At 61.4% G+C, this 23,995-nt stretch carries 22 protein-coding genes and 1 other RNA gene; 19 read left to right on the top strand and 4 right to left on the bottom strand.

Annotated elements, in window-relative coordinates; all coding sequences use genetic code 11:
- Nucleotides 1-112 precede the first annotated feature (112 nt).
- On the top strand, nucleotides 113-757 hold the full coding sequence (locus CQ002_RS05590) for an MBL fold metallo-hydrolase (protein ID WP_034102243.1): 645 nt from the start codon (nucleotides 113-115) through the stop codon (nucleotides 755-757).
- Nucleotides 758-950: 193 nt separating this feature from the next.
- A complete protein-coding gene (locus CQ002_RS05585; protein ID WP_021491873.1) occupies nucleotides 951-1,724 on the top strand; it encodes an OmpA family protein in 774 nt (257 codons plus the stop codon).
- Between the two features lie 58 nt (nucleotides 1,725-1,782).
- Here CQ002_RS05585 and CQ002_RS05580 read toward each other — a convergent pair whose 3' ends face one another.
- The 4 genes from CQ002_RS05580 to CQ002_RS05565 all read right to left on the bottom strand — a co-directional run bounded on the left by CQ002_RS05580 (nucleotide 1,783) and on the right by CQ002_RS05565 (nucleotide 5,229).
- Entirely contained in the window at nucleotides 1,783-2,364 is a 582-nt protein-coding gene (locus CQ002_RS05580) for a BON domain-containing protein (protein WP_012722284.1), read from the bottom strand.
- Nucleotides 2,361-2,954, bottom strand: a complete 594-nt coding sequence (locus CQ002_RS05575) for a phosphoheptose isomerase (protein WP_007904374.1) — start codon at nucleotides 2,952-2,954, stop codon at nucleotides 2,361-2,363. Before CQ002_RS05575 ends, CQ002_RS05580 begins: the two co-directional genes overlap by 4 nt.
- Before the next feature lie 92 nt (nucleotides 2,955-3,046).
- Nucleotides 3,047-3,418: a YraN family protein gene (locus CQ002_RS05570; protein WP_080758217.1), complete on the bottom strand. Its 372-nt coding sequence runs from the start codon at nucleotides 3,416-3,418 to the stop codon at nucleotides 3,047-3,049.
- The gene (locus CQ002_RS05565; protein ID WP_034102245.1) at nucleotides 3,418-5,229 is read right to left on the bottom strand and encodes a penicillin-binding protein activator; all 1,812 of its coding nucleotides are present in this window, start codon (nucleotides 5,227-5,229) and stop codon (nucleotides 3,418-3,420) included. Before CQ002_RS05565 ends, CQ002_RS05570 begins: the two co-directional genes overlap by 1 nt.
- 176 nt (nucleotides 5,230-5,405) lie before the next feature.
- Between CQ002_RS05565 and rsmI the strand changes: the two genes are divergently transcribed.
- The 17 genes from rsmI (at nucleotide 5,406) to ftsZ (ending at nucleotide 23,894) form a co-directional block, all read left to right on the top strand.
- Nucleotides 5,406-6,311: a 16S rRNA (cytidine(1402)-2'-O)-methyltransferase gene (gene rsmI, locus CQ002_RS05560; RefSeq protein ID WP_177431149.1), complete on the top strand. Its 906-nt coding sequence runs from the start codon at nucleotides 5,406-5,408 to the stop codon at nucleotides 6,309-6,311.
- 96 nt (nucleotides 6,312-6,407) lie between these two features.
- Nucleotides 6,408-6,761: RNase P RNA component class A (gene rnpB / locus CQ002_RS05555), an RNA gene on the top strand.
- A gap of 354 nt (nucleotides 6,762-7,115) precedes the next feature.
- Nucleotides 7,116-7,571, top strand: a complete 456-nt coding sequence (gene mraZ / locus CQ002_RS05550) for a division/cell wall cluster transcriptional repressor MraZ (RefSeq protein ID WP_003171868.1) — start codon at nucleotides 7,116-7,118, stop codon at nucleotides 7,569-7,571.
- Nucleotides 7,568-8,515: a 16S rRNA (cytosine(1402)-N(4))-methyltransferase RsmH gene (rsmH, locus tag CQ002_RS05545; RefSeq protein ID WP_034102246.1), complete on the top strand. Its 948-nt coding sequence runs from the start codon at nucleotides 7,568-7,570 to the stop codon at nucleotides 8,513-8,515. The genes mraZ and rsmH overlap by 4 nt, the downstream gene beginning before the upstream one ends.
- Nucleotides 8,512-8,805 (top strand): cell division protein FtsL, encoded by a 294-nt coding sequence (gene ftsL, locus CQ002_RS05540; RefSeq protein ID WP_010213047.1) that lies wholly within the window; start codon nucleotides 8,512-8,514, stop codon nucleotides 8,803-8,805. The genes rsmH and ftsL overlap by 4 nt, the downstream gene beginning before the upstream one ends.
- Entirely contained in the window at nucleotides 8,805-10,547 is a 1,743-nt protein-coding gene (locus CQ002_RS05535) for a penicillin-binding protein 2 (protein ID WP_177431154.1), read from the top strand. The genes ftsL and CQ002_RS05535 overlap by 1 nt, the downstream gene beginning before the upstream one ends.
- The gene (locus tag CQ002_RS05530) at nucleotides 10,547-12,010 is read left to right on the top strand and encodes a UDP-N-acetylmuramoyl-L-alanyl-D-glutamate--2,6-diaminopimelate ligase (protein WP_034102248.1); all 1,464 of its coding nucleotides are present in this window, start codon (nucleotides 10,547-10,549) and stop codon (nucleotides 12,008-12,010) included. Before CQ002_RS05535 ends, CQ002_RS05530 begins: the two co-directional genes overlap by 1 nt.
- The gene (murF, locus tag CQ002_RS05525) at nucleotides 12,003-13,373 is read left to right on the top strand and encodes a UDP-N-acetylmuramoyl-tripeptide--D-alanyl-D-alanine ligase (RefSeq protein WP_105161666.1); all 1,371 of its coding nucleotides are present in this window, start codon (nucleotides 12,003-12,005) and stop codon (nucleotides 13,371-13,373) included. Before CQ002_RS05530 ends, murF begins: the two co-directional genes overlap by 8 nt.
- A complete protein-coding gene (mraY, locus tag CQ002_RS05520) occupies nucleotides 13,373-14,455 on the top strand; it encodes a phospho-N-acetylmuramoyl-pentapeptide-transferase (RefSeq protein WP_034102250.1) in 1,083 nt (360 codons plus the stop codon). The genes murF and mraY overlap by 1 nt, the downstream gene beginning before the upstream one ends.
- Before the next feature lie 6 nt (nucleotides 14,456-14,461).
- Nucleotides 14,462-15,808, top strand: coding sequence for a UDP-N-acetylmuramoyl-L-alanine--D-glutamate ligase (gene murD, locus CQ002_RS05515; protein WP_105161667.1), 1,347 nt, complete (start codon nucleotides 14,462-14,464; stop codon nucleotides 15,806-15,808).
- Nucleotides 15,805-17,028, top strand: a complete 1,224-nt coding sequence (gene ftsW, locus CQ002_RS05510; protein WP_016974959.1) for a putative lipid II flippase FtsW — start codon at nucleotides 15,805-15,807, stop codon at nucleotides 17,026-17,028. Before murD ends, ftsW begins: the two co-directional genes overlap by 4 nt.
- Nucleotides 17,018-18,088, top strand: coding sequence for an undecaprenyldiphospho-muramoylpentapeptide beta-N-acetylglucosaminyltransferase (gene murG / locus CQ002_RS05505; protein WP_034102252.1), 1,071 nt, complete (start codon nucleotides 17,018-17,020; stop codon nucleotides 18,086-18,088). Before ftsW ends, murG begins: the two co-directional genes overlap by 11 nt.
- Nucleotides 18,081-19,526 carry a UDP-N-acetylmuramate--L-alanine ligase gene (gene murC, locus CQ002_RS05500; protein ID WP_034102253.1) on the top strand — a complete coding sequence of 482 codons (1,446 nt, stop codon included), beginning with the start codon at nucleotides 18,081-18,083 and terminating at the stop codon, nucleotides 19,524-19,526. The genes murG and murC overlap by 8 nt, the downstream gene beginning before the upstream one ends.
- The gene (locus tag CQ002_RS05495) at nucleotides 19,523-20,479 is read left to right on the top strand and encodes a D-alanine--D-alanine ligase (protein ID WP_034102254.1); all 957 of its coding nucleotides are present in this window, start codon (nucleotides 19,523-19,525) and stop codon (nucleotides 20,477-20,479) included. Before murC ends, CQ002_RS05495 begins: the two co-directional genes overlap by 4 nt.
- A gap of 4 nt (nucleotides 20,480-20,483) precedes the next feature.
- Nucleotides 20,484-21,353, top strand: a complete 870-nt coding sequence (locus tag CQ002_RS05490; protein ID WP_034102255.1) for a cell division protein FtsQ/DivIB — start codon at nucleotides 20,484-20,486, stop codon at nucleotides 21,351-21,353.
- A 15-nt stretch (nucleotides 21,354-21,368) separates the two neighbouring features.
- A complete protein-coding gene (ftsA, locus tag CQ002_RS05485) occupies nucleotides 21,369-22,631 on the top strand; it encodes a cell division protein FtsA (RefSeq protein WP_025855584.1) in 1,263 nt (420 codons plus the stop codon).
- Between the two features lie 66 nt (nucleotides 22,632-22,697).
- The gene (gene ftsZ / locus CQ002_RS05480; protein WP_010170471.1) at nucleotides 22,698-23,894 is read left to right on the top strand and encodes a cell division protein FtsZ; all 1,197 of its coding nucleotides are present in this window, start codon (nucleotides 22,698-22,700) and stop codon (nucleotides 23,892-23,894) included.
- Nucleotides 23,895-23,995 lie beyond the last annotated feature (101 nt).

The following is a 23,995-nucleotide window of genomic DNA, read 5'->3' as shown; positions in this document are numbered from 1 at the left end:
CTCGCCGAGCTGAGTGTTCGCGTCATATAACCCGTCGTGTAGTTCGCGTTCCAGGCGTCGCTTCATCAAATTATAGTTTAATTGCATTTAGTACGACTCAGAGACTCCTCCCATGACGCTAACGCCCCCCACGCTCATTCGCGAAACCTTCCCCGTTGGCCCGTTGCAGTGCAACTGCACCATCATCGGCGACCCCATTAGCAAGCAAGCCATCGTCGTCGATCCGGGCGGCAACCATGAACTTATCCTGGCGCGGCTCGATGCCCTGGGGCTCAAGGTGGTGAGCATCATCCACACCCATGCCCACCTGGATCACTTCCTGGCGTCTGGCCAGTTGAAAGAGAAGACCGGCGCCACGTTGCACCTGCACAAAGAGGATCAATTCCTTTGGGATAACCTGGAAATGCAGTGCCAGATGTTTCGTGTGCCCTATACCCCGGTGCCTGCTCCGGACCGCTGGCTGGAAGATGATGAAGAGCTGGCGTGCGGCTGCGGCGTGGCGTTGCACACGCCAGGGCATACGCCGGGTTCGATGAGCTTCTGGTTTGCCGATGCCAAGCTGCTGATTGCCGGCGATACACTGTTCCGTCGAGGCGTGGGGCGTACGGATCTATGGGGCGGCGACCAGGCCACCATCGTGCGTTCGATCAAGCAGCGTCTGTATACCCTGGACGAGGGCGCGACCGTGGTCACCGGTCACGGGCCGGACACCCGCTTGGGTGATGAAATGCGTGAGAATCCTTTCGTGCGGGCGTGAAGGAATAATGGCTGGGGAGGGGCTTTTGCCTGGCAGGCAAACGTTGTAGCAAAAAACTCAGGTCGTGTTCAGCGAGCGTCTGCTACGGTTTCTGTAGCCACGGAATTTTTACCGTTTATCGCGTTCCAAACTCGGCACAGGTCCATTGCCAATGTCCTTTGCACCATAGAATGCAAAAGTAGGAGCTCCCTTCATGTTCACTTCGCGTCGTCTGCTTGTTGTCGCTACCTGCGTAGCTTTGTTGTCCGGCTGCGCATCCCCTAACCCTTATGACGGCAGCAGCCAGGGGCAGGCAAGTAATGAGTCCGGCGGGATGAGCAAGACCGCCAAGTACGGTGGGCTGGGTGCCCTCGCTGGTGCCTTGGCCGGCGCGGCCATCGATCACAACAACCGTGGCAAGGGCGCACTGATCGGTGCCGTCGTTGCGGGTGCTGGCGCTGCCGGCTATGGCTACTACGCGGACCAGCAGGAAAAGAAACTGCGTGAAAGCATGGCCAATACCGGTGTTGAAGTTCAGCGCCAGGGCGATCAGATCAAGCTGATCATGCCGGGCAACATCACCTTCGCGACCAACTCCGATGCGATCTCCAGCAGCTTCTACCAGCCACTGAACAACTTGGCCAACTCCCTCAAGCAGTTCAACCAGAACACCATCCAGATCGTCGGTTACACCGACAGCACGGGTAGCCGCCAGTTGAACATGGACCTGTCCCAGCGTCGTGCGCAGAGCGTGGCCAACTACCTGACTTCCCAGGGCGTCAACGGTGCCAACCTGAGCGCCCGTGGCGCCGGGCCGGATAACCCGATTGCCAGCAACGCCGACGTCAACGGCCGTGCGCAGAACCGTCGTGTGGAAGTGAACCTCGGTCCGATCCCGGGCCAGCAGTACGGCCAGCCAGGCGCCCAGCAACAGGCGCCGCAACAGAACAACCAGTTCCAGGGCAACCCGTACTCCCAGTACCAGTAAATATTCGTTCATAAAAAAGGGCGCCGTAAGGCGCCCTTTTTTATGGCTGTCGGTTACATCAATCGATGTACTCGAAGACCTTCACGATTTTCTGCACGCCGGACACACCCTGCACCAGGTTGGCGGCGCGAGTGGCTTCCGCCTGGGTGAGCAGGCCCATCAGGTAGACGATGCCGTTGTCGGTGACGACCTTGATGCGCGAGCCGGGGATCGCGTTATCGGTGAGCATCTGTGCCTTGATCTTGGTGGTCAGCAATGCGTCATTGCTGATTGCCAGCAGCGTGATCGGGTCCATCACCTGCAATTCGTTGTGCACCTTCTTAACCCGCTGTACCGCGGCGGCGGCTTGTTCGGCCTGGGCCTTGAGGTCGGCGCGTGGCGTCTGGCCGGCGAGTAGCACGACGCCGTTGAAGCTGGTCACCACGATGCGCGAAGCACCGTTGCCCAGGTCTGGCGCGGCCTTGGCGACGTTGACCTCGACCTTGGTCTCGATCAGCGAGTCGTCGATCTTGCTGCCGAAGGTGCGGGTGCCCTTGTCATCCTGAATAGGGGTGTCACGTGTTGCGGTGATGGCCGTGCTGCAGCCGCTGATAGCGAGGCACAGGGTGATGGCCAAAAGGCTTAGGCGGTTAACGGTCATTCTTCACTCCCAAACAGTTGGCTGTCGATCAGGTCGCACAGGCAGTGGATCGCCAGCAGGTGGACTTCCTGGATACGTGCGGTGACATTGGCCGGTACGCGAATCTCCACGTCTTCAGGCAGCAGCAGCGAGGCCATTCCGCCGCCATCACGTCCGGTCAATGCTACGACAATCATTTCGCGATCATGTGCGGCCTGGATCGCTTGAATAATATTCGCCGAGTTGCCGCTGGTGGAAATCGCCAGCAGCACGTCACCTGGTTGGCCCAGGGCACGGATCTGCTTGGAGAAGATTTCGTTGTAGCTGTAGTCGTTGGCAATCGAGGTGATCGTCGACGAATCGGTGGTCAAGGCGATGGCCGGCAGGCTCGGGCGCTCACGCTCGAAACGATTGAGCAGCTCGGACGAGAAATGCTGGGCATCGCCGGCCGAACCGCCGTTGCCGCACGAAAGCATTTTGCCCTCGTTGAGCAAGGCATTGACCATGACCTGACTGGCTTGCTCGATGTGCGGTGCAAGTACGTCCATCGCCTGTTGCTTGGTGTCGATACTGGCCTGGAAAAGCTGGCGAATTCGGGATTGCATGTCCATCTGTGTGACCTTAAGTAGCGCGGCTGTTTGGCACAGGAATGTGCAGCCCGCAAAGCAAAGAGCAAAAGTGTGTGGTGAAGATGTCCGGCGAATCAGCTGTCGAAGGCATTTTTAAGCCAGTTCAGATCAGCCTGACCAGACGGTGTGCTTTCTATGGCAACCACATCGAAACGGCAGGGGGCGTCGGCCCAGCGATGCTCTTTTTGCAGGAAGAACTGCGCGGCGAGTATCAGCTTCTGACGCTTGCGCCCGTCGATACTGGCGAGCGCGCCACCCCATTGTGCGTGTTTTCTGTAGCGGACTTCGACGAATACTACTGTATCGCCGTCAAGCATGACCAGATCAAGCTCGCCACGTTTACATAACCAGTTCTGCGCCAACAGGCGCAGACCTTGTTGTTGCAAGTGCGTGAGCGCTTGTCGTTCGGCGTCCTTGCCGCTTTGTGCGCTGGACCGCTCGGGCATCAGCGCGGGGTGTCTGGCAGGCGTTGGACCTCACCGCCGACAAACTTGGCCCAAGGCATCTGGCGATCTACGCGTTGGTTGTTGCTGATGCCCAGGTTGCCCGACAGACCGTCGACACGGGTATCCGGCAGGGCCTTGAGTTGCCCCAGGCGTGGCGCCAGGCGGTAGGCATCGACGCCCATCGCGTAGAGGCGGCCGAGGCTGCCATTGGCTTGCGGCCATTGTGCGGCAACCTGGTTGCGCAGTGGGTCAGTGGTGTTGAGCAGCCAAGGGGTTTCGCAGAACATCACGTTGGTCATGTCCAGGTACTGGTTCTTGTCGCCGCTGGCACTGAACACGTGGGACGTGGCGTACACCGGTACATCGCCGGCGTATTGGAAGTTCAGGGTCGGCTTGATCTGCTGGGCCAGTTGCGGGGTGACGGCCAGGAAGATGAACTCGATGTCCTGGCGACGCGACGGCTGCGCGGCTACGTCGGTGCCAACGGTGCTTTGCAGGCTCTTGGCGCGGCCTTCGCTTTTACGCAGTTGGAACAGGTCGGCAATCTGCTGGGCGAGGGCAACCGGCTGGTCGACATACTCGACACCCACAACCGTACCGCCATTGGCTTCCCAGTCCTGGCGGAACGCCTTGTAGACGCGCTCGCCCCATTCGCCACGAGGCACCATCGCCGCAGCGCGGTGCAGGCCGTCGGCACGGGCGCGGCGCGATACTTCGCGAGCTTCGTCTTCTGCGGCCAGGCCGAACTGGAACAGTTGCGCCGGGCCTTGATCCGTCTCGCTGTAGTTGAGCGCGAGGGTGGTGATTGGCAATTGCGGGCGCGCGCTGAGTTGCTTGACCAGCGGTTTTTCCAGCGGGCCGACCACCAGTTGCACGCCGGCGGCCTGGGCCTTGGCGTAGAAATCATCGAGGGACGTCAAGCGCGAGCTGTCATAGAACTCGATCACTGGCGGCTTCTGCCCGGCTTGTTCAGCCTGGTAGTGCGCGGCCATGAAACCTTCGCGCAGCGCTTTGCCGACGGAGGCCAGAGGGCCATCCTGCGGCAGCAGCAGGGCGATCTTGTTCAGGGGCTGGCTAGCCAGTTCCTTGAGTTTGGTCAACGGCGTTGGCAGTTCCACGGCAGCCGGATGGCCCGGGTTCTGCGCGCGCCAGGTGTCGATGGCCGCTTGTTGTTGCTCCAGCGTGCCGGCGCCCTTGACCGACTGGGCCAGGGTGATCCAGCCGTCCAGCACCGGGTTGCCGCTGGCCTGTAGCTGTTCGGCCGGCAGGGCGGCAATCAGTACCCAGATGGCTTCGTGGTTGTTTTTGGCGGCATCGCCGGTGAGCAGCGGCGCCATGGCGACGCGTTCACGCGCGGCAGCCAGGGTCTGGCCATCGGCTTCATAAGCACGTGCGTGCACACTGCCGGTTCGGAGCTGCTGTTCAGGCGGCAGGTCCTTCAGGCTTTGCAGGCTCGGGTGGTTGAGGGCAGCCAGCGCCGCCTTGGGCTGGTTGCGCGCCATGGCCAGTTCGGCGGCCAGGGTGCTGGCAAAGACTTGCGCGGCTGGCTTGAGGACGTCCAGGGGCACTTGCGCAAGAATCTGCGACGAGCGACCAGGGTTGTTCTGCTTGTAGGCCATGTCTGCCGCACTCAGGCGCAGCAATGCGGCCTTTTCTGGCGTCTTGGCGGTAGTCGCCTGTTCGAGCAGTTGCTCGATACTGGCGTCCGGGGTCCGTGGAAGGTCGCCAAGGCTGGACGAGGGCGAGCTGGCGCACGCGGCCAGCAAGGCAGCGAGGCAGAGGGCGGAGAGCAGCCGCAGGCAAGCGATCATGTAAGTGTTCCTGATACCGATCAAATTAGCGTGGAATTGTACCCAAGCACTGGCCCAGGCGCGATGTTACTGGCGTGAAACCGTCGATTTAGGTCGTGCAAATGTTGCAGGTGGCTATCAGCGGCCTGAAAGGCATCGGCCGTGATGGCATATTTTCAAGGCGCCTACGCGCTACAATGTCGCTTTTGCCAACCATCGAGGTGTGCGTTTTGACTGCTCCAGGTCCTTTGAATTCCACTGCAGGCTCGCTTTTTGTCGTGGCGACGCCCATTGGCAACCTGGACGACATCAGTGCCCGGGCATTGAAGGTGTTGCGCGAGGTTAAATTGATCGCGGCTGAAGACACGCGGCACTCCCAGCGTTTGATGCAGCATTTTGGTATCAGCACGCCATTAGCGGCCTGCCATGAACACAACGAGCGCGAAGAAGGCAGCCGTTTTATCGTGCGCCTGCAGGCTGGCGACGATGTGGCGCTGATCTCCGATGCGGGCACGCCCCTTATCTCCGACCCTGGCTACCATCTGGTGCGCCAGGCGCGGGCCGCTGGTATCAATGTAGTGCCAGTTCCGGGAGCGTGCGCGCTGATCGCTGCATTGTCGGCGGCTGGCCTGCCGTCCGACCGTTTTATCTTTGAGGGTTTTCTGCCGGCCAAGGCCGTGGGGCGACGTGCGCGCCTGCAAGCGCTGAAGGAAGAACCGCGCACCTTGATCTTCTATGAAGCCCCGCATCGCATCCTTGAGTGCCTGCAGGACATGGAGCTGGTATTTGGCGGCGAACGCCTGGCACTGCTGGCGCGTGAGCTGACCAAGACCTTCGAAACCCTCAAGGGCCTGCCGCTGGAGGAACTGCGCGCATTTGTCGAAGGCGACAGCAATCAGCAGCGCGGCGAGTGCGTGGTGCTGGTGGCGGGCTGGACGGCGCCTGAGGATGAAGATGCGGTTGGCAGCGAGGCCATGCGCATCCTCGACCTGTTGCTCGAGGAGATGCCGCTCAAGCGTGCGTCGGCCCTGGCGGCGGAAATCACTGGCGTGCGCAAGAACCTCTTATATCAAGCTGCGCTGGATAAACAGAAAGGCGAATAGTTCCGGGGTCTAAGCTGTATTCCGTCTGAACGTGATGGCAATTCTGAACTTTTATTACTTGTCCTAAGTCCGCCGTGCCGTTAACCTGCGCGGCGGAGAGTCGATTGGACAGTCGCTGCCCTCTATGAAAATTAGGGGGGGGAGGAAAGTCCGGGCTCCATAGGGCGAAGTGCCAGGTAATGCCTGGGAGGCGTGAGCCTACGGAAAGTGCCACAGAAAATAACCGCCTAAGCACTTCGGTGCCGGTAAGGGTGAAAAGGTGCGGTAAGAGCGCACCGCACGACTGGCAACAGTTCGTGGCTAGGTAAACCCCACTTGGAGCAAGACCAAATAGGGTCCCAAGGCGTGGCCCGCGCTGGGACCGGGTAGGTTGCTAAAGATGTCCAGTGATGGCCATCGTAGACGAATGACTGTTCAAGACAGAACCCGGCTTATAGATCGACTCTCCACCTTTTTCCTTCTGTCCGAATCTCGAGCAGAAACCCGGTAGTAACGCAAGAATCCCTCCCTGCCAAATCATTGGCAGATGCATCTTCGTAATACCAAAAAAATCTTACTCTTAATAAATTACTTTAACTTTAGGCCATAGCTCTTTGAGCTATTTGTGCTTGTTGGGCCCAAAACATCGCCGAACTCTGGTTTCTCCTCCTTTTACGCTCCTAAATCTCCGTTCTGTAAGGCTTTTCCTTGAATCCGCGCCTTGACGGTGTGGTGGGCGCATTCCTATAGTGTGCGCAAGTGGCGGAAAGTGGCACAAAGTGGGTTTTTTGAACGTAAAACGCTAAAATTTGGAGAAACGCATCTGTGTTTCGCGGAGCTAACGCTATCAGTCTCGATGCAAAAGGCCGTCTCGCCATGCCGAGCCGGTATCGTGACGAGCTCATTTCGCGAAGTTCCGGGCAGTTGATCATCACCATTGATGCCGTTGACCCTTGTTTATGTGTTTACCCGCTCGATGAGTGGGAGTTGATCGAAACCAAATTGCGCGCCCTGCCTTCATTGCGTGAAGAAAACCGCCGCCTGCAGCGTTTGCTGATTGGTAATGCCGTCGACCTCGAGCTCGATGGCAGCGGTCGTTTCCTGGTGCCACCGCGGTTACGCGAGTACGCCAAGCTGGACAAGCGCGCAATGCTGGTCGGCCAACTGAACAAGTTCCAATTGTGGGACGAAGATGCCTGGGATGCTGTTTCTGCAGCTGACCTGGCTGCTATTCAACAACCGGGCGCCATGCCTGATGAACTGCGTGATTTGATCCTGTGACTATTGATAGCGGCTTTAACCACATCACCGTACTGCTTGACGAAGCCGTTGAGGCTCTCGCCGTACGCGCGGATGGCTGCTATTTGGATGGCACTTTTGGCAGGGGCGGGCATAGCCGGTTGATACTCAGCCAGCTCGGGCCTGACGGTAAGCTCCTCGGGTTCGACAAAGACCCTCAAGCGATTGCCACCGGGCAAGCGCTAGCGGCCGAAGACGGCCGCTTTGTCGTTGTACAGCGTAGCTTTGCCGAGCTGGGTGCCGAAGTTGCCGAGCGTGGCATGGCGGGCAAGGTGGCCGGGGTTTTGCTCGACTTGGGCGTGTCTTCGCCACAGCTCGACGACCCGGAGCGTGGCTTCAGTTTCATGAACGACGGCCCACTCGACATGCGCATGGACCCGACCCGTGGCATCAGTGCCGCGCAGTTCATCGCCACCGCGCCGGTGGAAGAGATCGCCCGCGTATTCAAGGAATACGGTGAAGAACGCTTCGCCGGTCGCATGGCCCGCGCCGTGGTCGAGCGCCGCGAAATCCAGCCGTTCGAGCGCACTGCCGACCTGGCCGAAGTGCTGAAAGTCGCCAACCCTGCGTGGGAAAAGGGCAAGAACCCGGCCACCCGTGCATTCCAGGGCCTGCGCATTCACGTCAACAACGAATTGGGCGACCTGGAGGCTGGCCTCGAGGCTGCCCTCGAGGCGCTGGAAGTGGGCGGTCGCCTGGTGGTGATCAGCTTCCACTCCCTGGAAGACCGTATCGTCAAACTGTTCATGCGTCGCCTGGTCAAGGGTGAATCCGACAACCTGCCGCGCAACCTGCCGGTACGTTTCGAAGCCTTTGTGCCGAAAATCAAAATCCATGGCAAAGCGCAGTTCGCTTCCGAAGCCGAACTCAAGGCCAACCCACGTTCCCGTAGCGCCGTCATGCGCGTCGCGGAGAAGTTGCGGTGAGCAAGCTTTTCGCCAAGCCCCTCCCGGGCGGCAGCTTCTTTATGTTGCTGTTGTTTGTGGGCGTGCTGATTTCCGCAATCGCGGTGTCGTACAGCGCCCACTACAACCGTCAACTGCTCAACACCCTGTACGGGGAGTTGAGTGTGCGCGACAAGGCGCAAGCGGAGTGGGGGCGGCTGATCCTGGAGCAAAGCACCTGGACGGCCCATAGCCGTATCGAAGTGCTGGCCACCGAACAGCTGAAAATGCACATCCCGGGCGCGGCCGAAGTCCGCATGGTGGCGCCATGATGAAACTTGAGGGCGCACTCTACCCATGGCGCTTCCGCCTGATGCTTGGCTTGCTGGCATTGATGGTCGGTGCGATCACCTGGCGGATCATCGACCTGCAAGTGGTCGACCGTGACTTCCTTATTGGTCAGGGTGATGCTCGCAGCCTGCGTCATATCCCTATTCCTGCGCACCGCGGCCTGATCACCGACCGTAATGGCGAGCCTCTGGCTGTCAGTACACCGGTGACCACCTTGTGGGCCAACGCCAAGGAATTGCAGGTGGCCAAGGACCGTTGGCCGGCGCTCGCTGCCGCCCTGGGCCAGGACCCGAAAGCCTTGGCCGAGCGCCTTGAAGCCCAGGCCAATAAAGAATTCATCTACCTCGTTCGTGGCTTGACGCCTGAACAGGGCCAGCAGGTGCTCGACCTTAAAGTCCCTGGTGTCTACGGCATCGAGGAATTCCGTCGTTTCTACCCGGCCGGTGAAACCACCGCGCATATGGTTGGCTTTACCGACATCGATGATCACGGCCGTGAAGGGGTGGAACTCGCCTACGATGAATGGCTCGCCGGAGTTCCCGGCAAACGACAAGTCATCAAGGATCGGCGCGGCAGACTGATCAAGGATGTCCAGGTCACCAAAAACGCCAAGGCCGGTAAGCCCTTGGCGTTGTCGATTGACCTGCGCCTGCAATACCTGGCCAACCGCGAGCTGCGGAATGCGATCATCGAGAACGGCGCCAAGGCCGGCAGCCTGGTGATCATGGACGTGAAGACCGGCGAGATCCTCGCGATGGTCAACCAGCCAACCTACAACCCCAACAACCGTCGCAACCTGCAGCCGGCGATGATGCGCAACCGCGCGATGATCGACGTGTTCGAACCGGGTTCGACCATGAAAGCCATCTCCATGAGTGCCGCACTGGAGACCGGACGCTGGAAGCCCAGCGACAAGGTCGAGGTGTATCCAGGCACCCTGCAGTTGGGCAAATACACCATTCGTGACGTATCGCGTACCGAAGGTCCGGTGTTGGATCTGACAGGTATCCTGATCAACTCCAGTAACGTAGGCATGAGTAAGGTTGCCTTCGATATCGGCGGCGAAACCATCTACCACCTGGCGCAGAAAATCGGTTTGGGCCAGCCTACCGGCCTCGACTTCCCCGGCGAGCGCGTGGGCAACCTGCCCAACTACCGCGACTGGAAAAAAGCCGAGACCGCCACGCTTTCCTATGGCTACGGCCTGTCGGTGACCGCGATCCAATTGGCTCACGCGTTCTCGGTGCTGGCCAATAATGGCCGCATGGTGCCGTTGAGCCTGATCCACGTCGACGAAGCACCGAAAGCCACCCAGGTGATCCCGGAAAACGTCGCCAAGACCATGCAAGGCATGCTGCAACAAGTGATCGAAGCGCCGCGCGGTGTGTTCCGTGCCCAGGTGCCTGCGTATCACGTGGCCGGCAAGTCGGGTACTGCGCGTAAAACGTCGGTGGGCACCAAGGGCTACGCGGAAAACTCCTACCGTTCGCTGTTCGCCGGCTTCGGCCCGATGAGCGACCCACGCTACGCCATCGTCGTGGTCATCGATGAGCCGAGCAAGGCCGGTTACTTCGGTGGCCTGGTATCGGCGCCAGTGTTCAGCAAAGTGATGTCCGGCACCCTGCGCCTGATGAACATCACGCCGGACAACTTGCCGTCGACCCAACAAGCGAACGCCGGTCCACCGGCCGCTGCCGTAAAAGCCAATGGAGGGCGCGGCTGATGTCTCTTAGCCTGAACAAGATTTTTGCCCATGCCGGTCGCGATCTGTTGATCCGCGAGCTGAGCCTGGACAGTCGTAATGTGCGCGCCGGTGACCTGTTCCTGGCCGTGCCGGGTGGCAAGCTCGATGGCCGTGCGCACATCGCCGATGCGTTGCAACGCGGCGCTGCTGCCGTGGCTTATGAAGTGGAAGGCGCGACTGTGCTGCCGATCACCGACGTGCCATTGATTCCGGTCAAGGGGCTCGCCGCACAGCTGTCGGACATTGCTGGGCGCTTTTATGGCGACCCGAGCCGCCAACTCAACCTGGTCGGCGTCACGGGCACCAACGGCAAGACCAGCGTGACCCAACTGGTTGCGCAGGCCCTTGACCTGCTGGGCCAGCACTGCGGCATCGTCGGCACCCTCGGCACCGGTTTCTACGGCGCGCTGCAAAGCGGCCTGCACACCACGCCGAACCCGATCGCCGTGCAAGCGACCCTGGCCGACCTGAAAAAAGCTGGCGCCAAGGCAGTTGCCATGGAAGTGTCGTCCCACGGCTTGCACCAGGGGCGCGTGGCCGCGCTGGCTTTCGATGTGGCGGTGATGACCAACCTGTCCCGCGATCACCTGGACTACCACGGCACCATGCAGGCCTACGCTGCCGAGAAGGCCAAGCTGTTTGCCTGGAATGACCTCAAGTGCCGCGTGGTGAACCTGGACGACGAATTCGGTCGCCAGCTGGCCGCCGAAGACCGTGAGTCGCGCCTGATCAGCTACAGCCTGGAGGACGCGAGCGCTTACCTGTATTGCCGTGAAGCCCAATTCAATGACGAAGGCGTGCGCGCCACGCTGGTGACGCCGCAGGGCGAGCACCATTTGCGCAGCAGCCTGCTGGGGCGCTTCAACCTGAGCAACGTCCTTGCCGCCGTTGGCGCGTTGCTCGGCCTGGATTACGCCCTGGATGAAATCCTGCGTGTGCTGCCGAAGCTGGAAGGCCCGGCCGGTCGCATGCAGCGCCTGGGTGGCGGCACCCAGCCGCTGGTGGTGGTCGATTATGCCCACACGCCCGACGCCCTGGAAAAAGTCCTGGTGGCCCTGCGCCCCCACGCCAAGGGCAAATTGCTGTGCCTGTTTGGTTGTGGCGGTGATCGTGATCGCGGCAAGCGTCCATTGATGGCCGAGATCGTCGAGCGCCTGGCCGATGGCGTACTCGTGACCGACGACAACCCGCGCAGCGAAGACCCGAGCCAGATTTTCGACGATATCCGTGTTGGCTTCAAAGACGGGTCCAAGGCCACGTTCGTCGCCGGTCGCGGTGCGGCCATTGCCCAATTGATCGCCAGCGCCAGCGCTGACGACGTGGTAGTGCTGGCCGGTAAAGGCCACGAGGACTATCAGGAAATCAATGGCGAACGCCATGCCTTCTCCGATCTGGTCGAGGCCGATCACGCCTTGACCGCCTGGGAGGTCGCCCATGCTTAAAGCAATGACATTCAGCGAACTGACCCAGGCCCTGTCGGCCCGTGTCCTGTCGAGCGATTGCAGCTTCGACGGCGTCAGTATCGACAGTCGCAACATCAAGCCGGGGCAGTTGTTTGTCGCGCTGGCTGGCCCGCGCTTCGATGGTCACGACTACCTGAATGAAGTCGCCGCCAAAGGCGCCGTCGGCGCTTTGGTGCAACGCGAAGTAGCGGACTCCAGGCTGCCGCAGCTGTTGGTCGCCGACACCCGCCTGGCCCTCGGCCAGCTCGGCGCGTTGAACCGCACCGCATTCACCAATCCCGTTGCCGCCATCACCGGCTCCAGCGGCAAGACCACGGTCAAGGAGCTGCTCGCCGGCGTGCTGCGTACGCGCGGCCCGGTGCACGCCACCCGTGGCAACCTGAACAATGATTTCGGCGCACCGCTGACCCTGCTTGAACTGGCGCCGGAACACACCGCGGCGGTGATCGAACTGGGCGCCTCGCGCGTCGGCGAAATCGCCTACACCGTGGCGCTGACCAAGCCCCACGTTGCGATCATCAACAACGCGGGTACTGCCCACGTCGGCGAGTTCGGCGGCCCGGAAAAAATCGTCGAAGCCAAGGGTGAAATCCTTGAAGGCCTCGATGCGTCGGGCACTGCTGTGTTGAATCTCGACGATAAGGCCTTCGAAACCTGGCGTGTACGCGCCGCCGGGCGCAAGGTCCTGACGTTTGCCGTGCTCAACGCTGCGGCTGATTTCCATGCATCCAACATCACGGTCGATGCCCGTGGTTGCCCGTCCTTCACCTTGCATACCCCGCAAGGCAGCGAGCACGTCCAGCTGAATCTGCTGGGCAACCATAACGTCGCCAATGCCTTGGCCGCCGCTGCCGCCGCATACGCCCTGGGCGTTTCGCTGTTCGGTATCGCCACAGGCCTGGGTGCGGTGCAGCCGGTCAAGGGCCGCACTGTTGCTCAGCTTGCGACCAATGGCATGCGGGTGATCGATGACACCTACAACGCTAACCAGTCCTCGGTCTGTGCTGCCATCGACCTGCTCAAGGGCTTTGCCGGTCGCAAGGTGCTGGTGCTGGGCGATATCGCCGAACTGGGCGACTGGGCCGAACAGTCCCACCGCGAAGTCGGCGCCTACGCGGCGGGCAAAGTCGACGCTCTCTATGCCGTTGGCAAGAACATGGCCCACGCCGTCGACGCCTTTGGCCCCGGCGCGGTGCATTTTGCGACACAGGCCGAGCTGATCCAGGCGCTGACGGCGGCTGAACACGACACACACACAACCATTTTGATCAAGGGATCGCGCAGCGCGGTGATGGAAAACGTCGTCGCGGCCTTGTGTGGCTCAAGTACGGAGAAACATTAATGCTGCTGCTGCTGGCTGAGTATCTGCAACAGTTCCACAAAGGCTTCGCGGTCTTTCAGTACCTGACCCTGCGCGGGATCCTGGGTGTGCTGACCGCGTTGTGTTTGTCGCTGTTCCTGGGGCCGTGGATGATCCGCACCCTGCAGAACCTGCAAATTGGTCAATCGGTTCGTAATGACGGCCCGCAGTCGCACCTGTCCAAATCCGGCACCCCGACCATGGGCGGCGCGCTGATCCTGTCGTCCATCGGCGTCAGCACCTTGCTGTGGGCTGACCTGCACAACCGCTACGTGTGGGTGGTGCTGTTGGTGACCCTGCTGTTTGGCGCCATCGGTTGGGTGGATGACTACCGCAAGGTGATCGAGAAGAACTCCAAGGGCCTGCCCAGTCGCTGGAAGTATTTCTGGCAGTCGGTGTTCGGTCTCGCTGCCGCGATCTTCCTTTACATGACAGCGCCAAGCGCAGTGGAAACGACCTTGATCATTCCGATGCTCAAGGACGCCAGCATTCCACTGGGCATCGGCTTCGTGGTGCTGACCTACTTCGTGATCGTCGGCTCCAGCAACGCGGTCAACCTCACCGACGGCCTCGACGGCCTGGCGATCATGCCGACGGTGATGGTGGGCGGCGCGCTCGGCATCTTCTGCTACCTGTCGGGTAACGTGAAATTCGCTGAATACCTGCTGATCCCGTATGTACCGGGTGCAGGTGAATTGATTGTGTTCTGCGGCGCGCTGATTGGTGCAGGCCTGGGCTTCCTGTGGTTCAACACCTATCCCGCACAAGTCTTCATGGGCGACGTTGGCGCGTTGGCGCTGGGCGCTGCCTTGGGCACCATCGCGGTGATCGTTCGCCAGGAAATCGTGTTGTTCATCATGGGCGGTGTGTTCGTGATGGAAACCCTGTCGGTGGTCATCCAGGTGGCTTCCTTCAAATTGACCGGGCGCCGTGTGTTTCGCATGGCGCCAATTCACCACCACTTTGAACTCAAGGGCTGGCCTGAGCCACGTGTGATCGTCCGCTTCTGGATCATCACCGTGATTTTGGTGCTGATCGGCCTTGCCACCCTGAAACTGAGGTAGAAACGAGTGTCCCTGATCGCTTCAGACCACTTCCGCATCGTTGTCGGCCTCGGCAAGAGCGGCATGTCCCTGGTTCGCTTCCTGGCGAACCGGGGCAAGCCGTTTGCCGTGGCCGATACGCGGGAAAATCCACCGGAGCTGGTCACGCTGCGCCGTGACTACCCGCACGTGGAAGTGCGTTGTGGCGAGCTGGATGTCGAGTTTCTGTGCCGCGCCGATGAGCTCTACGTGAGCCCCGGCCTGGCCCTGGCGACACCGGCCCTGCAAGCCGCTGCGGCCCGTGGCGTGAAGCTGTCCGGCGATATCGACCTGTTCGCGCGTAACGCGAAGGCACCGATCGTGGCCATCAGCGGTTCCAATGCGAAAAGCACCGTGACCACCCTGGTCGGCGAGATGGCGGCTGCGGCCGGCAAGCGCGTGGCCGTGGGCGGCAACCTCGGTACACCGGCGCTGGACCTGCTCAGCGACGACGTCGAGCTGTACGTGATGGAGCTGTCGAGCTTCCAGCTGGAAACCACCCACGACCTCGGTGCCGAAGTGGCCACCGTGTTGAACGTGAGTGAAGACCACATGGACCGCTACAGCGGCCTGCCGGCGTACCACCTGGCCAAGCACCGGATCTTCCGTGGCGCCAGGCAAGTGGTGGTCAATCGCCAGGACGCCCTGAGCCGTCCGTTGATGGGCGAGGGCCTGCCGTGCTGGACCTTCGGCCTGGGCAAACCCGACTTCAAGGCCTTCGGTATTCGCGAAGAGAACGGCGAGAAATACCTGGCCTTCGAATTCCAGAACCTGATGCCAGTCCGCGAACTGAAAATCCGGGGCGCGCACAACCAGTCCAACGCCCTGGCCGCGCTGGCATTGGGGCATGCCGTTGGCCTGCCATTTGATGCCATGCTGTCGGCGCTGCGTACCTTTGGCGGCCTCGAGCATCGCTGCCAGTGGGTGCGCGATCTGAATGGCGTGAGCTATTACAACGACTCCAAGGCTACCAACGTCGGTGCCGCCCTGGCGGCGATCGAAGGCCTCGGCGCCGATATCGACGGCAAGCTGGTGCTGATCGCCGGCGGCGACGGCAAGGGTGCCGACTTCAAGGACCTCAAAGGCCCGGTGGCTGAACACTGCCGCGCCGTGGTGCTGATGGGGCGCGACGCTGGCCTGATCGCCGCTGCCTTGGGTGATGCCGTGCCGCAAGTTCGCGCCACCTCGCTGGACGATGCCATTGCCCAATGCAAAGCCCTGGCGCAGCCGGGCGATGCGGTGCTGCTGTCGCCGGCGTGCGCCAGTTTCGACATGTTCAAGAACTACGAAGAGCGCGGCCAGCTGTTCGCCCGCGCCGTGGAGGCCTTGGCATGAGTATCAATTTCAGAAACATCATCAAGCCGTACCCGTCGCCGATCATTACCGGGCGCGGTATCGACCTTGATTTTCCGATGCTTGCCGGTTGCCTGGCATTGCTCGGCCTGGGCCTGGTGATGATCACGTCGGCGTCTTCCGAAGTGGCCGCCGTGCAGTCGGGCAACACCCTGTACATGATGATCCGTCACCTGGTGTACCTGGTGATCGGCCTGGGCGCGTGCATCGTCACCATGATGATTCCTATCGCCACCTGGCAACGCCTGGGTTGGTTGATGCTGATCGGCGCGTTCGGCTTGCTGATCATGGTGATCCTGCCCGGCATTGGCCGGGAGGTGAACGGTTCGATGCGCTGGATCGGCTTCGGCGCCTTCAACGTGCAGCCGTCGGAAATCGCCAAGGTGTTCGTGGTGATCTACCTTGCGGGCTACCTCGTGCGTCGCCAGAAAGAAGTGCGCGAAAGCTGGATGGGCTTCTTCAAGCCGTTCATCGTGCTGCTGCCGATGGCCGGCCTGTTGCTGATGGAGCCTGACTTCGGTGCCACCGTCGTGATGATGGGAGCGGCGGCGGCGATGCTGTTCCTCGGCGGTGTGGGCCTGTTCCGTTTCACCTTGATGGTGGTGCTGGCCGTGGCCGCCGTGACCATCCTGGTGCAGGCACAGCCCTACCGGATGGCGCGTCTGATCACCTTTACCGACCCATGGTCCGATCAGTTCGGTTCCGGCTACCAGTTGACCCAGGCCCTGATCGCCTTCGGTCGTGGTGAATGGCTGGGCGTGGGCCTGGGCAACAGTGTGCAGAAGCAATTCTACCTGCCGGAAGCCCACACCGACTTCGTGTTCTCGGTACTCGCCGAAGAGCTTGGCGTGGTCGGTTCGCTGTGCACCGTCGCGCTGTTCGTGTTCGTGTGTGTACGCGGCATGTACATCGGCTTGTGGGCCGAGAAGGCCAAACAGTATTTCGCCGCCTATGTGGCGTATGGCTTGTCGTTCCTGTGGATCGGCCAGTTCCTGATCAACATTGGTGTGAACGTCGGCCTGCTGCCGACCAAGGGCCTGACCTTGCCGTTCCTCAGTTACGGCGGCAGTTCGTTGGTGATCTGCTGCGCGTGCCTGGGCTTGTTGCTGCGCATCGAGTGGGAGAGTCGAACCCACCTGGGCAGCGAAGAGATGGAGTTCAGCGAAAGCGACTTTGCCGAGGAGCCGACCCATGGGCGCTAATGTGCTGATCATGGCGGGCGGCACCGGGGGCCATGTGTTCCCGGCCCTGGCGTGTGCGCGGGAATTCCAGAACCGTGGCTACACCGTGCACTGGCTGGGCACACCGCGTGGCATCGAAAACGAATTGGTGCCGAACGCCGGCTTGTCGCTGCATTTGATCAACGTCACCGGCCTGCGTGGCAAGGGCAAGTTGTCCCTGCTCAAGGCACCGTTCGTGTTGCTCAAGGCGGTGTGGCAAGCGCGCAAGCTCATGCGTGAATTGAAACCGGTGTGCGTGCTCGGCTTTGGCGGTTACGTGACCGGCCCGGGTGGTGTCGCCGCCAGGCTTGCCGGCGTGCCGGTGATCGTGCACGAGCAGAACGCCGTTGCCGGTACCGCCAACCGCCTGCTGGTGCCCTTGGCGGCGCGGGTGTGTGAAGCGTTCCCGAATACCTTCAGTGCGTCGCACAAGCGCCGTACCACCGGCAACCCGGTGCGCACCGAACTGTTCATGGACATCGCCCGCCAGGCGCTGGTCGGGCGTAAGGCACACCTGCTGATCCTGGGCGGAAGCCTGGGCGCCGAGCCGCTGAATAAATTGCTGCCGCAAGCGCTGGCGCAACTTCCTGTGGAATTGCGTCCGGAGATCTTCCACCAGGCTGGCAAGAATCACGATGAAGTCACCGCCACTCGCTATCGCGAAGCCGGTGTAGAGGCAAACGTACAGCCCTTCATCAAAGACATGGCCCACGCCTATGGCTGGGCCGACCTGGTGGTCTGTCGCGCTGGTGCGTTGACCGTCAGTGAACTGGCTGCCGCCGGTCTGCCGTCCTTGCTGGTGCCCTTGCCCCATGCGATCGACGATCACCAGACCCGCAACGCCGAATATTTGGCCGGGGAGGGCGCTGCCTTCCTGCTGCCGCAAAGAACGACTGGCGCCGCCGATTTGGCCGCACGCCTGACCGAGGTTTTGATGCAACCGGAACGACTCAACAGCATGGCGAGCACCGCAAGCCGCCTGGCCAAACCTGACGCAACCCGCACCGTGGTCGATATCTGCCTGGAGGTGGCCCATGGTTGAGAATCAGAAAGCCATGCCGCAACCGGAAATGCGCCGTATCCGTCGCATCCACTTCGTCGGTATCGGCGGCGTGGGCATGTGCGGCATCGCCGAAGTGTTGCTGAACCTGGGCTACCAGGTGTCCGGCTCCGACTTGAAAGAGTCGCCGGTCACTGATCGCCTGAAGTCCTTTGGCGCACAGATCTTTATCGGCCACCGCGCCGAGAACGCCGCCGAGGCTGACGTGCTGGTCGTCTCCAGTGCCGTGAACACCTCCAACCCTGAAGTGGCCACCGCCCTCGAGCGCCGCATTCCCGTGGTGCCACGCGCCGAGATGCTGGCTGAGCTGATGCGTTACCGCCACGGCATCGCCGTCGCCGGTACCCATGGCAAAACCACCACCACCAGCCTGATCGCCTCGGTGTTCGCCGCCGGTGGCCTGGACCCGACGTTCGTCATCGGTGGCCGCCTGAATGCAGCCGGCACCAATGCCCAGCTCGGCACCAGCCGCTACCTGATCGCCGAAGCCGATGAAAGCGATGCCAGCTTCCTGCACCTGCAGCCACTGGTGGCCGTGGTCACCAACATCGACGCCGACCACATGGCGACCTACGACGGTGACTTCAACAAGTTGAAGAAAACCTTCGTCGAGTTCCTGCACAACCTGCCGTTCTACGGTCTGGCCGTGGTGTGCCTGGACGATCCGGTGGTGCGTGAAATCCTGCCGCTGGTCAAGCGTCCTACCGTGACCTACGGCTTCAGCGAAGACGCCGATGTGCGTGCGATCAATGTGCGCCAGGAAGGCATGCAGACCTTCTTCACGGTACTGCGCCCGGATCGCGAGCCACTGGATGTGTCGGTGAACATGCCGGGCAACCACAACGTACTCAATTCCCTCGCGACCATCTGCATTGCCACCGATGAGGGCGTCAGCGACGAAGCCATCGTCGAAGGCCTGTCGCGCTTTGCCGGCGTGGGCCGTCGCTTCCAGGTCTACGGCCAGTTGCCGGTAGAAGGCGGTGACGTAATGCTGGTGGACGACTACGGTCACCACCCGACCGAAGTCGCCGCCGTGATCAAGGCCGTGCGCGGTGGCTGGCCGGAGCGCCGCCTGGTGATGGTCTACCAGCCGCACCGCTACAGCCGTACCCGCGACCTGTACGACGACTTCGTCAATGTACTCGCCGATGCCAACGTGCTGCTGCTGATGGAAGTCTACCCGGCCGGTGAAGAACCGATCCCGGGCGCCGACAGCCGCAAGCTGTGCAACAGCATCCGTCAGCGTGGGCAGTTGGACCCGATCTACATCGAGCGTGGTGTGGACCTGGCGCCGATCGTCAAGCCACTGCTGCGTGCCGGCGACATCCTGCTGTGCCAGGGCGCCGGTGATATCGGCGGCCTTGCGCCGAAATTGCTCGCGAGCCCGCTGTTCGCTGCCGTGCAGGGGAAGTCGAAATGACCACGAATTACGACGCCCTGTTCTCCACCCTCACGCCTGCCGACTTCGGCCGTGTGGCGGTACTGTTCGGCGGCAAGAGCGCCGAGCGTGAAGTGTCGCTCAAGTCCGGCAATGCCGTGCTCCACGCCCTGCAAAGCGCCGGTGTGAACGCGTTCGGCATCGACGTCGGTGATGATTTCCTCGCCCGCCTGCAGGCTGAGAAGATCGACCGCGCTTTCATCATCCTGCATGGCCGTGGCGGTGAAGACGGCAGCATGCAAGGCCTGTTGGAGTGCGCTGGCATCCCTTACACCGGCAGCGGCATTCTCGCCTCGGCACTGGCGATGGACAAGTTGCGCACCAAGCAGGTATGGCACAGCCTGGGTATTCCAACCCCGCGTCACAGTGTGCTGTGCAGCGAAGACGATTGTATTTCTGCAGCCAAGGAACTGGGCCTGCCTTTGATCGTCAAACCAGCCCATGAAGGCTCCAGTATCGGCATGGCCAAAGTGAACTCGGCCGCCGAATTGATCGACGCATGGAAAGCGGCAAGTACCTACGATTCGCAAGTGTTGGTGGAACAGTGGATCCAGGGTCCCGAGTACACCATCGCCACCCTGCGTGGCCAGGTTTTACCGCCTATCGCATTGGGCACGCCCCACACCTTCTACGACTACGACGCTAAATACCTGGCTTCCGATACCCAGTACCGGATCCCATGTGGCCTGGACGCAACCAAGGAAAAAGAATTGATGGACCTCACGGCGAAAGCCTGTGAGGCGCTGGGTATCGCCGGTTGGGCGCGGGCAGACGTGATGCAGGATGACCAAGGGAATTTCTGGTTCCTGGAAGTCAACACCGCTCCCGGCATGACCGACCACAGCCTGGTACCTATGGCCGCCCGTGCCGCCGGCCTGGATTTCCAGCAGTTGGTGCTGGCGATCCTGGCCGCAAGCATCGAGCCTCGAGGCTAAGCACATGAACGGCGCATCGCTTCGTCATCAGCCCCCACAAGCACCCGGCCGCAAGCCGGTGCCACGGGGTGCCAGCCGAATGGTGGCTAAAGAGCCGATGTCGGCGCGCCTGCCGAAAGCCAATTTTGGTTTCCTCAAGGCGTTGTTCTGGCCTGTGCTGCTGGTGGTGTTGGGCTTCGGAACCTACGAGGGCGCCCAGCGTCTGTTGCCGTATGCCGACCGGCCGATCACCAAGATCAGCGTGCAGGGCGACTTGAGCTACATCAGCCAGCAAGCGGTACAGCAGCGCATTGGCCCATACCTGGCGGCGAGCTTCTTCACCATCGACCTGGCCGGTATGCGCGCGGAGCTGGAGCAGATGCCGTGGATCGCCCACGCCGAAGTCCGCCGCGTATGGCCGGACCAGGTGACGATCCGCCTGGAAGAGCAACTGCCCGTGGCCCGTTGGGGTGACGAAGCATTGCTGAACAACCAGGGCCAGGCATTCACCCCGCGTGAGCTGGCCAACTACGAGCACCTGCCGCAGCTGTTCGGGCCGCAGCGGGCGCAGCAGCAAGTGATGCAGCAGTACCAGGCCTTGAGCCAGATGCTGCGGCCACTGGGCTTCTCCATTGCACGCCTGGAACTGCGTGAACGGGGCAGCTGGTTTTTGACGACCGGGGCAGGCAGTTCCGGCCCGGGCATCCAGTTGTTGCTGGGACGCGACCGCTTGGTGGAAAAGATGCGCCGTTTCATTGCCATCTATGACAAGACCTTGAAAGAACAGATTACGAACATTGCGAGCGTCGACCTGCGTTACGCCAACGGCCTTGCCGTCGGCTGGCGTGAACCGGCTGCGCCCACGGCAGCGCAACCCGCTGTCGCGAAGAATTAAGAAGAGGCAGGACCCATGGCAAACGTGCAAAGCGGCAAAATGATCGTCGGTCTCGATATCGGCACCTCCAAGGTGGTGGCGCTGGTGGGCGAGGTCGGGGAAGACGGCACGATCGAAATCGTCGGTATTGGCACGCATCCGTCCCGGGGCCTGAAGAAGGGCGTGGTGGTGAACATCGAGTCCACCGTGCAATCGATCCAGCGCGCCATTGAAGAGGCGCAGCTGATGGCCGGTTGCCGGATCCACTCGGCGTTCGTCGGCGTGGCCGGCAACCATATCCGTAGCCTGAACTCCCACGGCATCGTGGCGATCCGCGACCGCGAAGTCAGCTCGGCCGACCTTGAGCGCGTCCTCGACGCAGCCCAGGCCGTGGCGATCCCGGCTGACCAGCGCGTGCTGCACACCCTGCCGCAGGACTACGTGATCGATAATCAGGAAGGCGTCCGCGAGCCCCTGGGCATGTCGGGCGTGCGCCTGGAAGCCAAGGTCCACGTGGTGACCTGCGCCGTCAATGCCGCACAAAACATTGAAAAATGCGTGCGCCGCTGCGGCCTGGAAATCGACGACATCATTCTTGAGCAACTGGCTTCGGCCTACTCGGTACTGACCGACGACGAAAAAGAACTGGGCGTGTGCCTGGTCGACATCGGCGGCGGCACCACGGACATCGCGATCTTCACCGAGGGTGCGATCCGTCACACCGCTGTGATCCCGATTGCCGGTGACCAGGTGACCAACGACATCGCGATGGCGCTGCGCACACCGACCCAGTACGCCGAAGAAATCAAGATCCGCTACGCCTGCGCCCTGGCCAAGCTGGCCGGCGCCGGCGAGACCATCAAGGTGCCAAGCGTGGGCGACCGTCCACCGCGCGAACTGTCGCGCCAGGCCCTGGCCGAAGTGGTCGAGCCGCGCTACGACGAACTGTTCACCCTGATCCAGGCTGAACTGCGTCGCAGCGGCTACGAAGATTTGATCCCGGCCGGCATCGTGCTGACCGGTGGCACCTCGAAGATGGAAGGCGCGGTCGAACTGGCCGAGGAAATCTTCCACATGCCGGTACGCCTGGGTGTTCCCCATGGCGTCAAAGGCCTGGGCGACGTGGTGCGCAACCCGATTTATTCCACCGGTGTGGGCTTGCTGTTGTACGGGCTGCAAAAGCAGACCGACGGCATTTCCCTGTCGGGCCCGAGCAACCGTGACAGCTACCGCAGCGACGACGAGGCCAAAGCGCCGTTGTTCGAGCGCTTGCAGGCTTGGGTTAAAGGCAATTTCTAAAGATTTACCGCAACACCGTTTCAAGCAGTAGGCGAAAAAACTAGAGAAAACGAAAGGAGAGGGAACATGTTCGAACTCGTAGACAACATCCCCGCAAGCCCGGTCATCAAAGTGATCGGTGTCGGCGGTGGCGGCGGCAACGCTGTCAACCACATGGTCAAGAGCAACATTGAAGGCGTTGAATTCATCTGCGCCAACACTGATGCCCAGGCGCTGAAAAGCATCGGCGCGCGGACCATCCTGCAATTGGGCACTGCCGTGACCAAGGGCCTCGGCGCTGGCGCCAACCCGGAAGTCGGCCGTCAAGCCGCGCTGGAAGACCGCGAGCGTATTGCCGAAGTGCTGCAAGGCACCAACATGGTGTTCATCACCACTGGCATGGGCGGTGGTACCGGTACCGGTGCTGCGCCGATCATTGCCGAAGTGGCCAAGGAAATGGGCATTCTGACGGTTGCTGTCGTGACCCGTCCGTTCCCGTTCGAAGGTCGCAAGCGCATGCAGATCGCCGACGAAGGCATCCGTCTGCTGTCTGAAAGCGTCGACTCGTTGATCACCATCCCTAACGAGAAGCTGCTGACCATCCTGGGCAAGGACGCAAGCCTGCTGTCCGCGTTCGCCAAGGCCGACGATGTACTGGCCGGTGCCGTTCGCGGTATCTCCGACATCATCAAGCGCCCAGGCATGATCAACGTCGACTTTGCCGACGTACGTACCGTCATGAGCGAAATGGGCATGGCAATGATGGGCACTGGCTGCGCCAGCGGTCCGAACCGTGCACGCGAGGCCACTGAAGCGGCTATCCGCAACCCGTTGCTGGAAGACGTGAACCTGCAAGGCGCACGTGGCATCCTGGTGAACATCACCGCCGGTCCTGACCTGTCCCTGGGTGAGTACTCCGACGTGGGTAGCATCATCGAAGCCTTCGCTTCCGAGCACGCCATGGTCAAAGTCGGTACCGTTATCGACCCGGACATGCGTGACGAACTGCACGTGACGGTCGTGGCTACCGGCCTGGGCGCAAAAATCGAGAAGCCTGTGAAGGTCATCGACAATACCGTTCATACCAGCCACGCCAGCCAGCAAGCTGCCGCTCCAGCGCCTGCGCGCCAGGAACTGCCGTCTGTGAACTACCGTGACCTGGACCGTCCGACCGTGATGCGCAACCAGGCTCAGGCCGGTGCTGCGGCGTCCCGTAGCCCGAATCCGCAAGATGATCTGGACTACCTGGACATCCCGGCATTCCTGCGTCGTCAGGCCGATTAATGGAATGTATCAGGGCTATGAAGGTGATTGGTGTTCAGCAAAGGTCTGGTCTGCTATTATCGCCAGCCTTTGTTGATACCAGTTCGCAATTTGCGCTGAAG

It is taken from the genome of Pseudomonas sp. MYb13 (genome assembly GCF_002980075.1).
Taxonomy (GTDB): domain Bacteria; phylum Pseudomonadota; class Gammaproteobacteria; order Pseudomonadales; family Pseudomonadaceae; genus Aquipseudomonas; species Aquipseudomonas lurida.
Note: the sequence above shows the minus strand (reverse complement) of the source record. Positions and strands in the feature narration are given on the sequence as shown.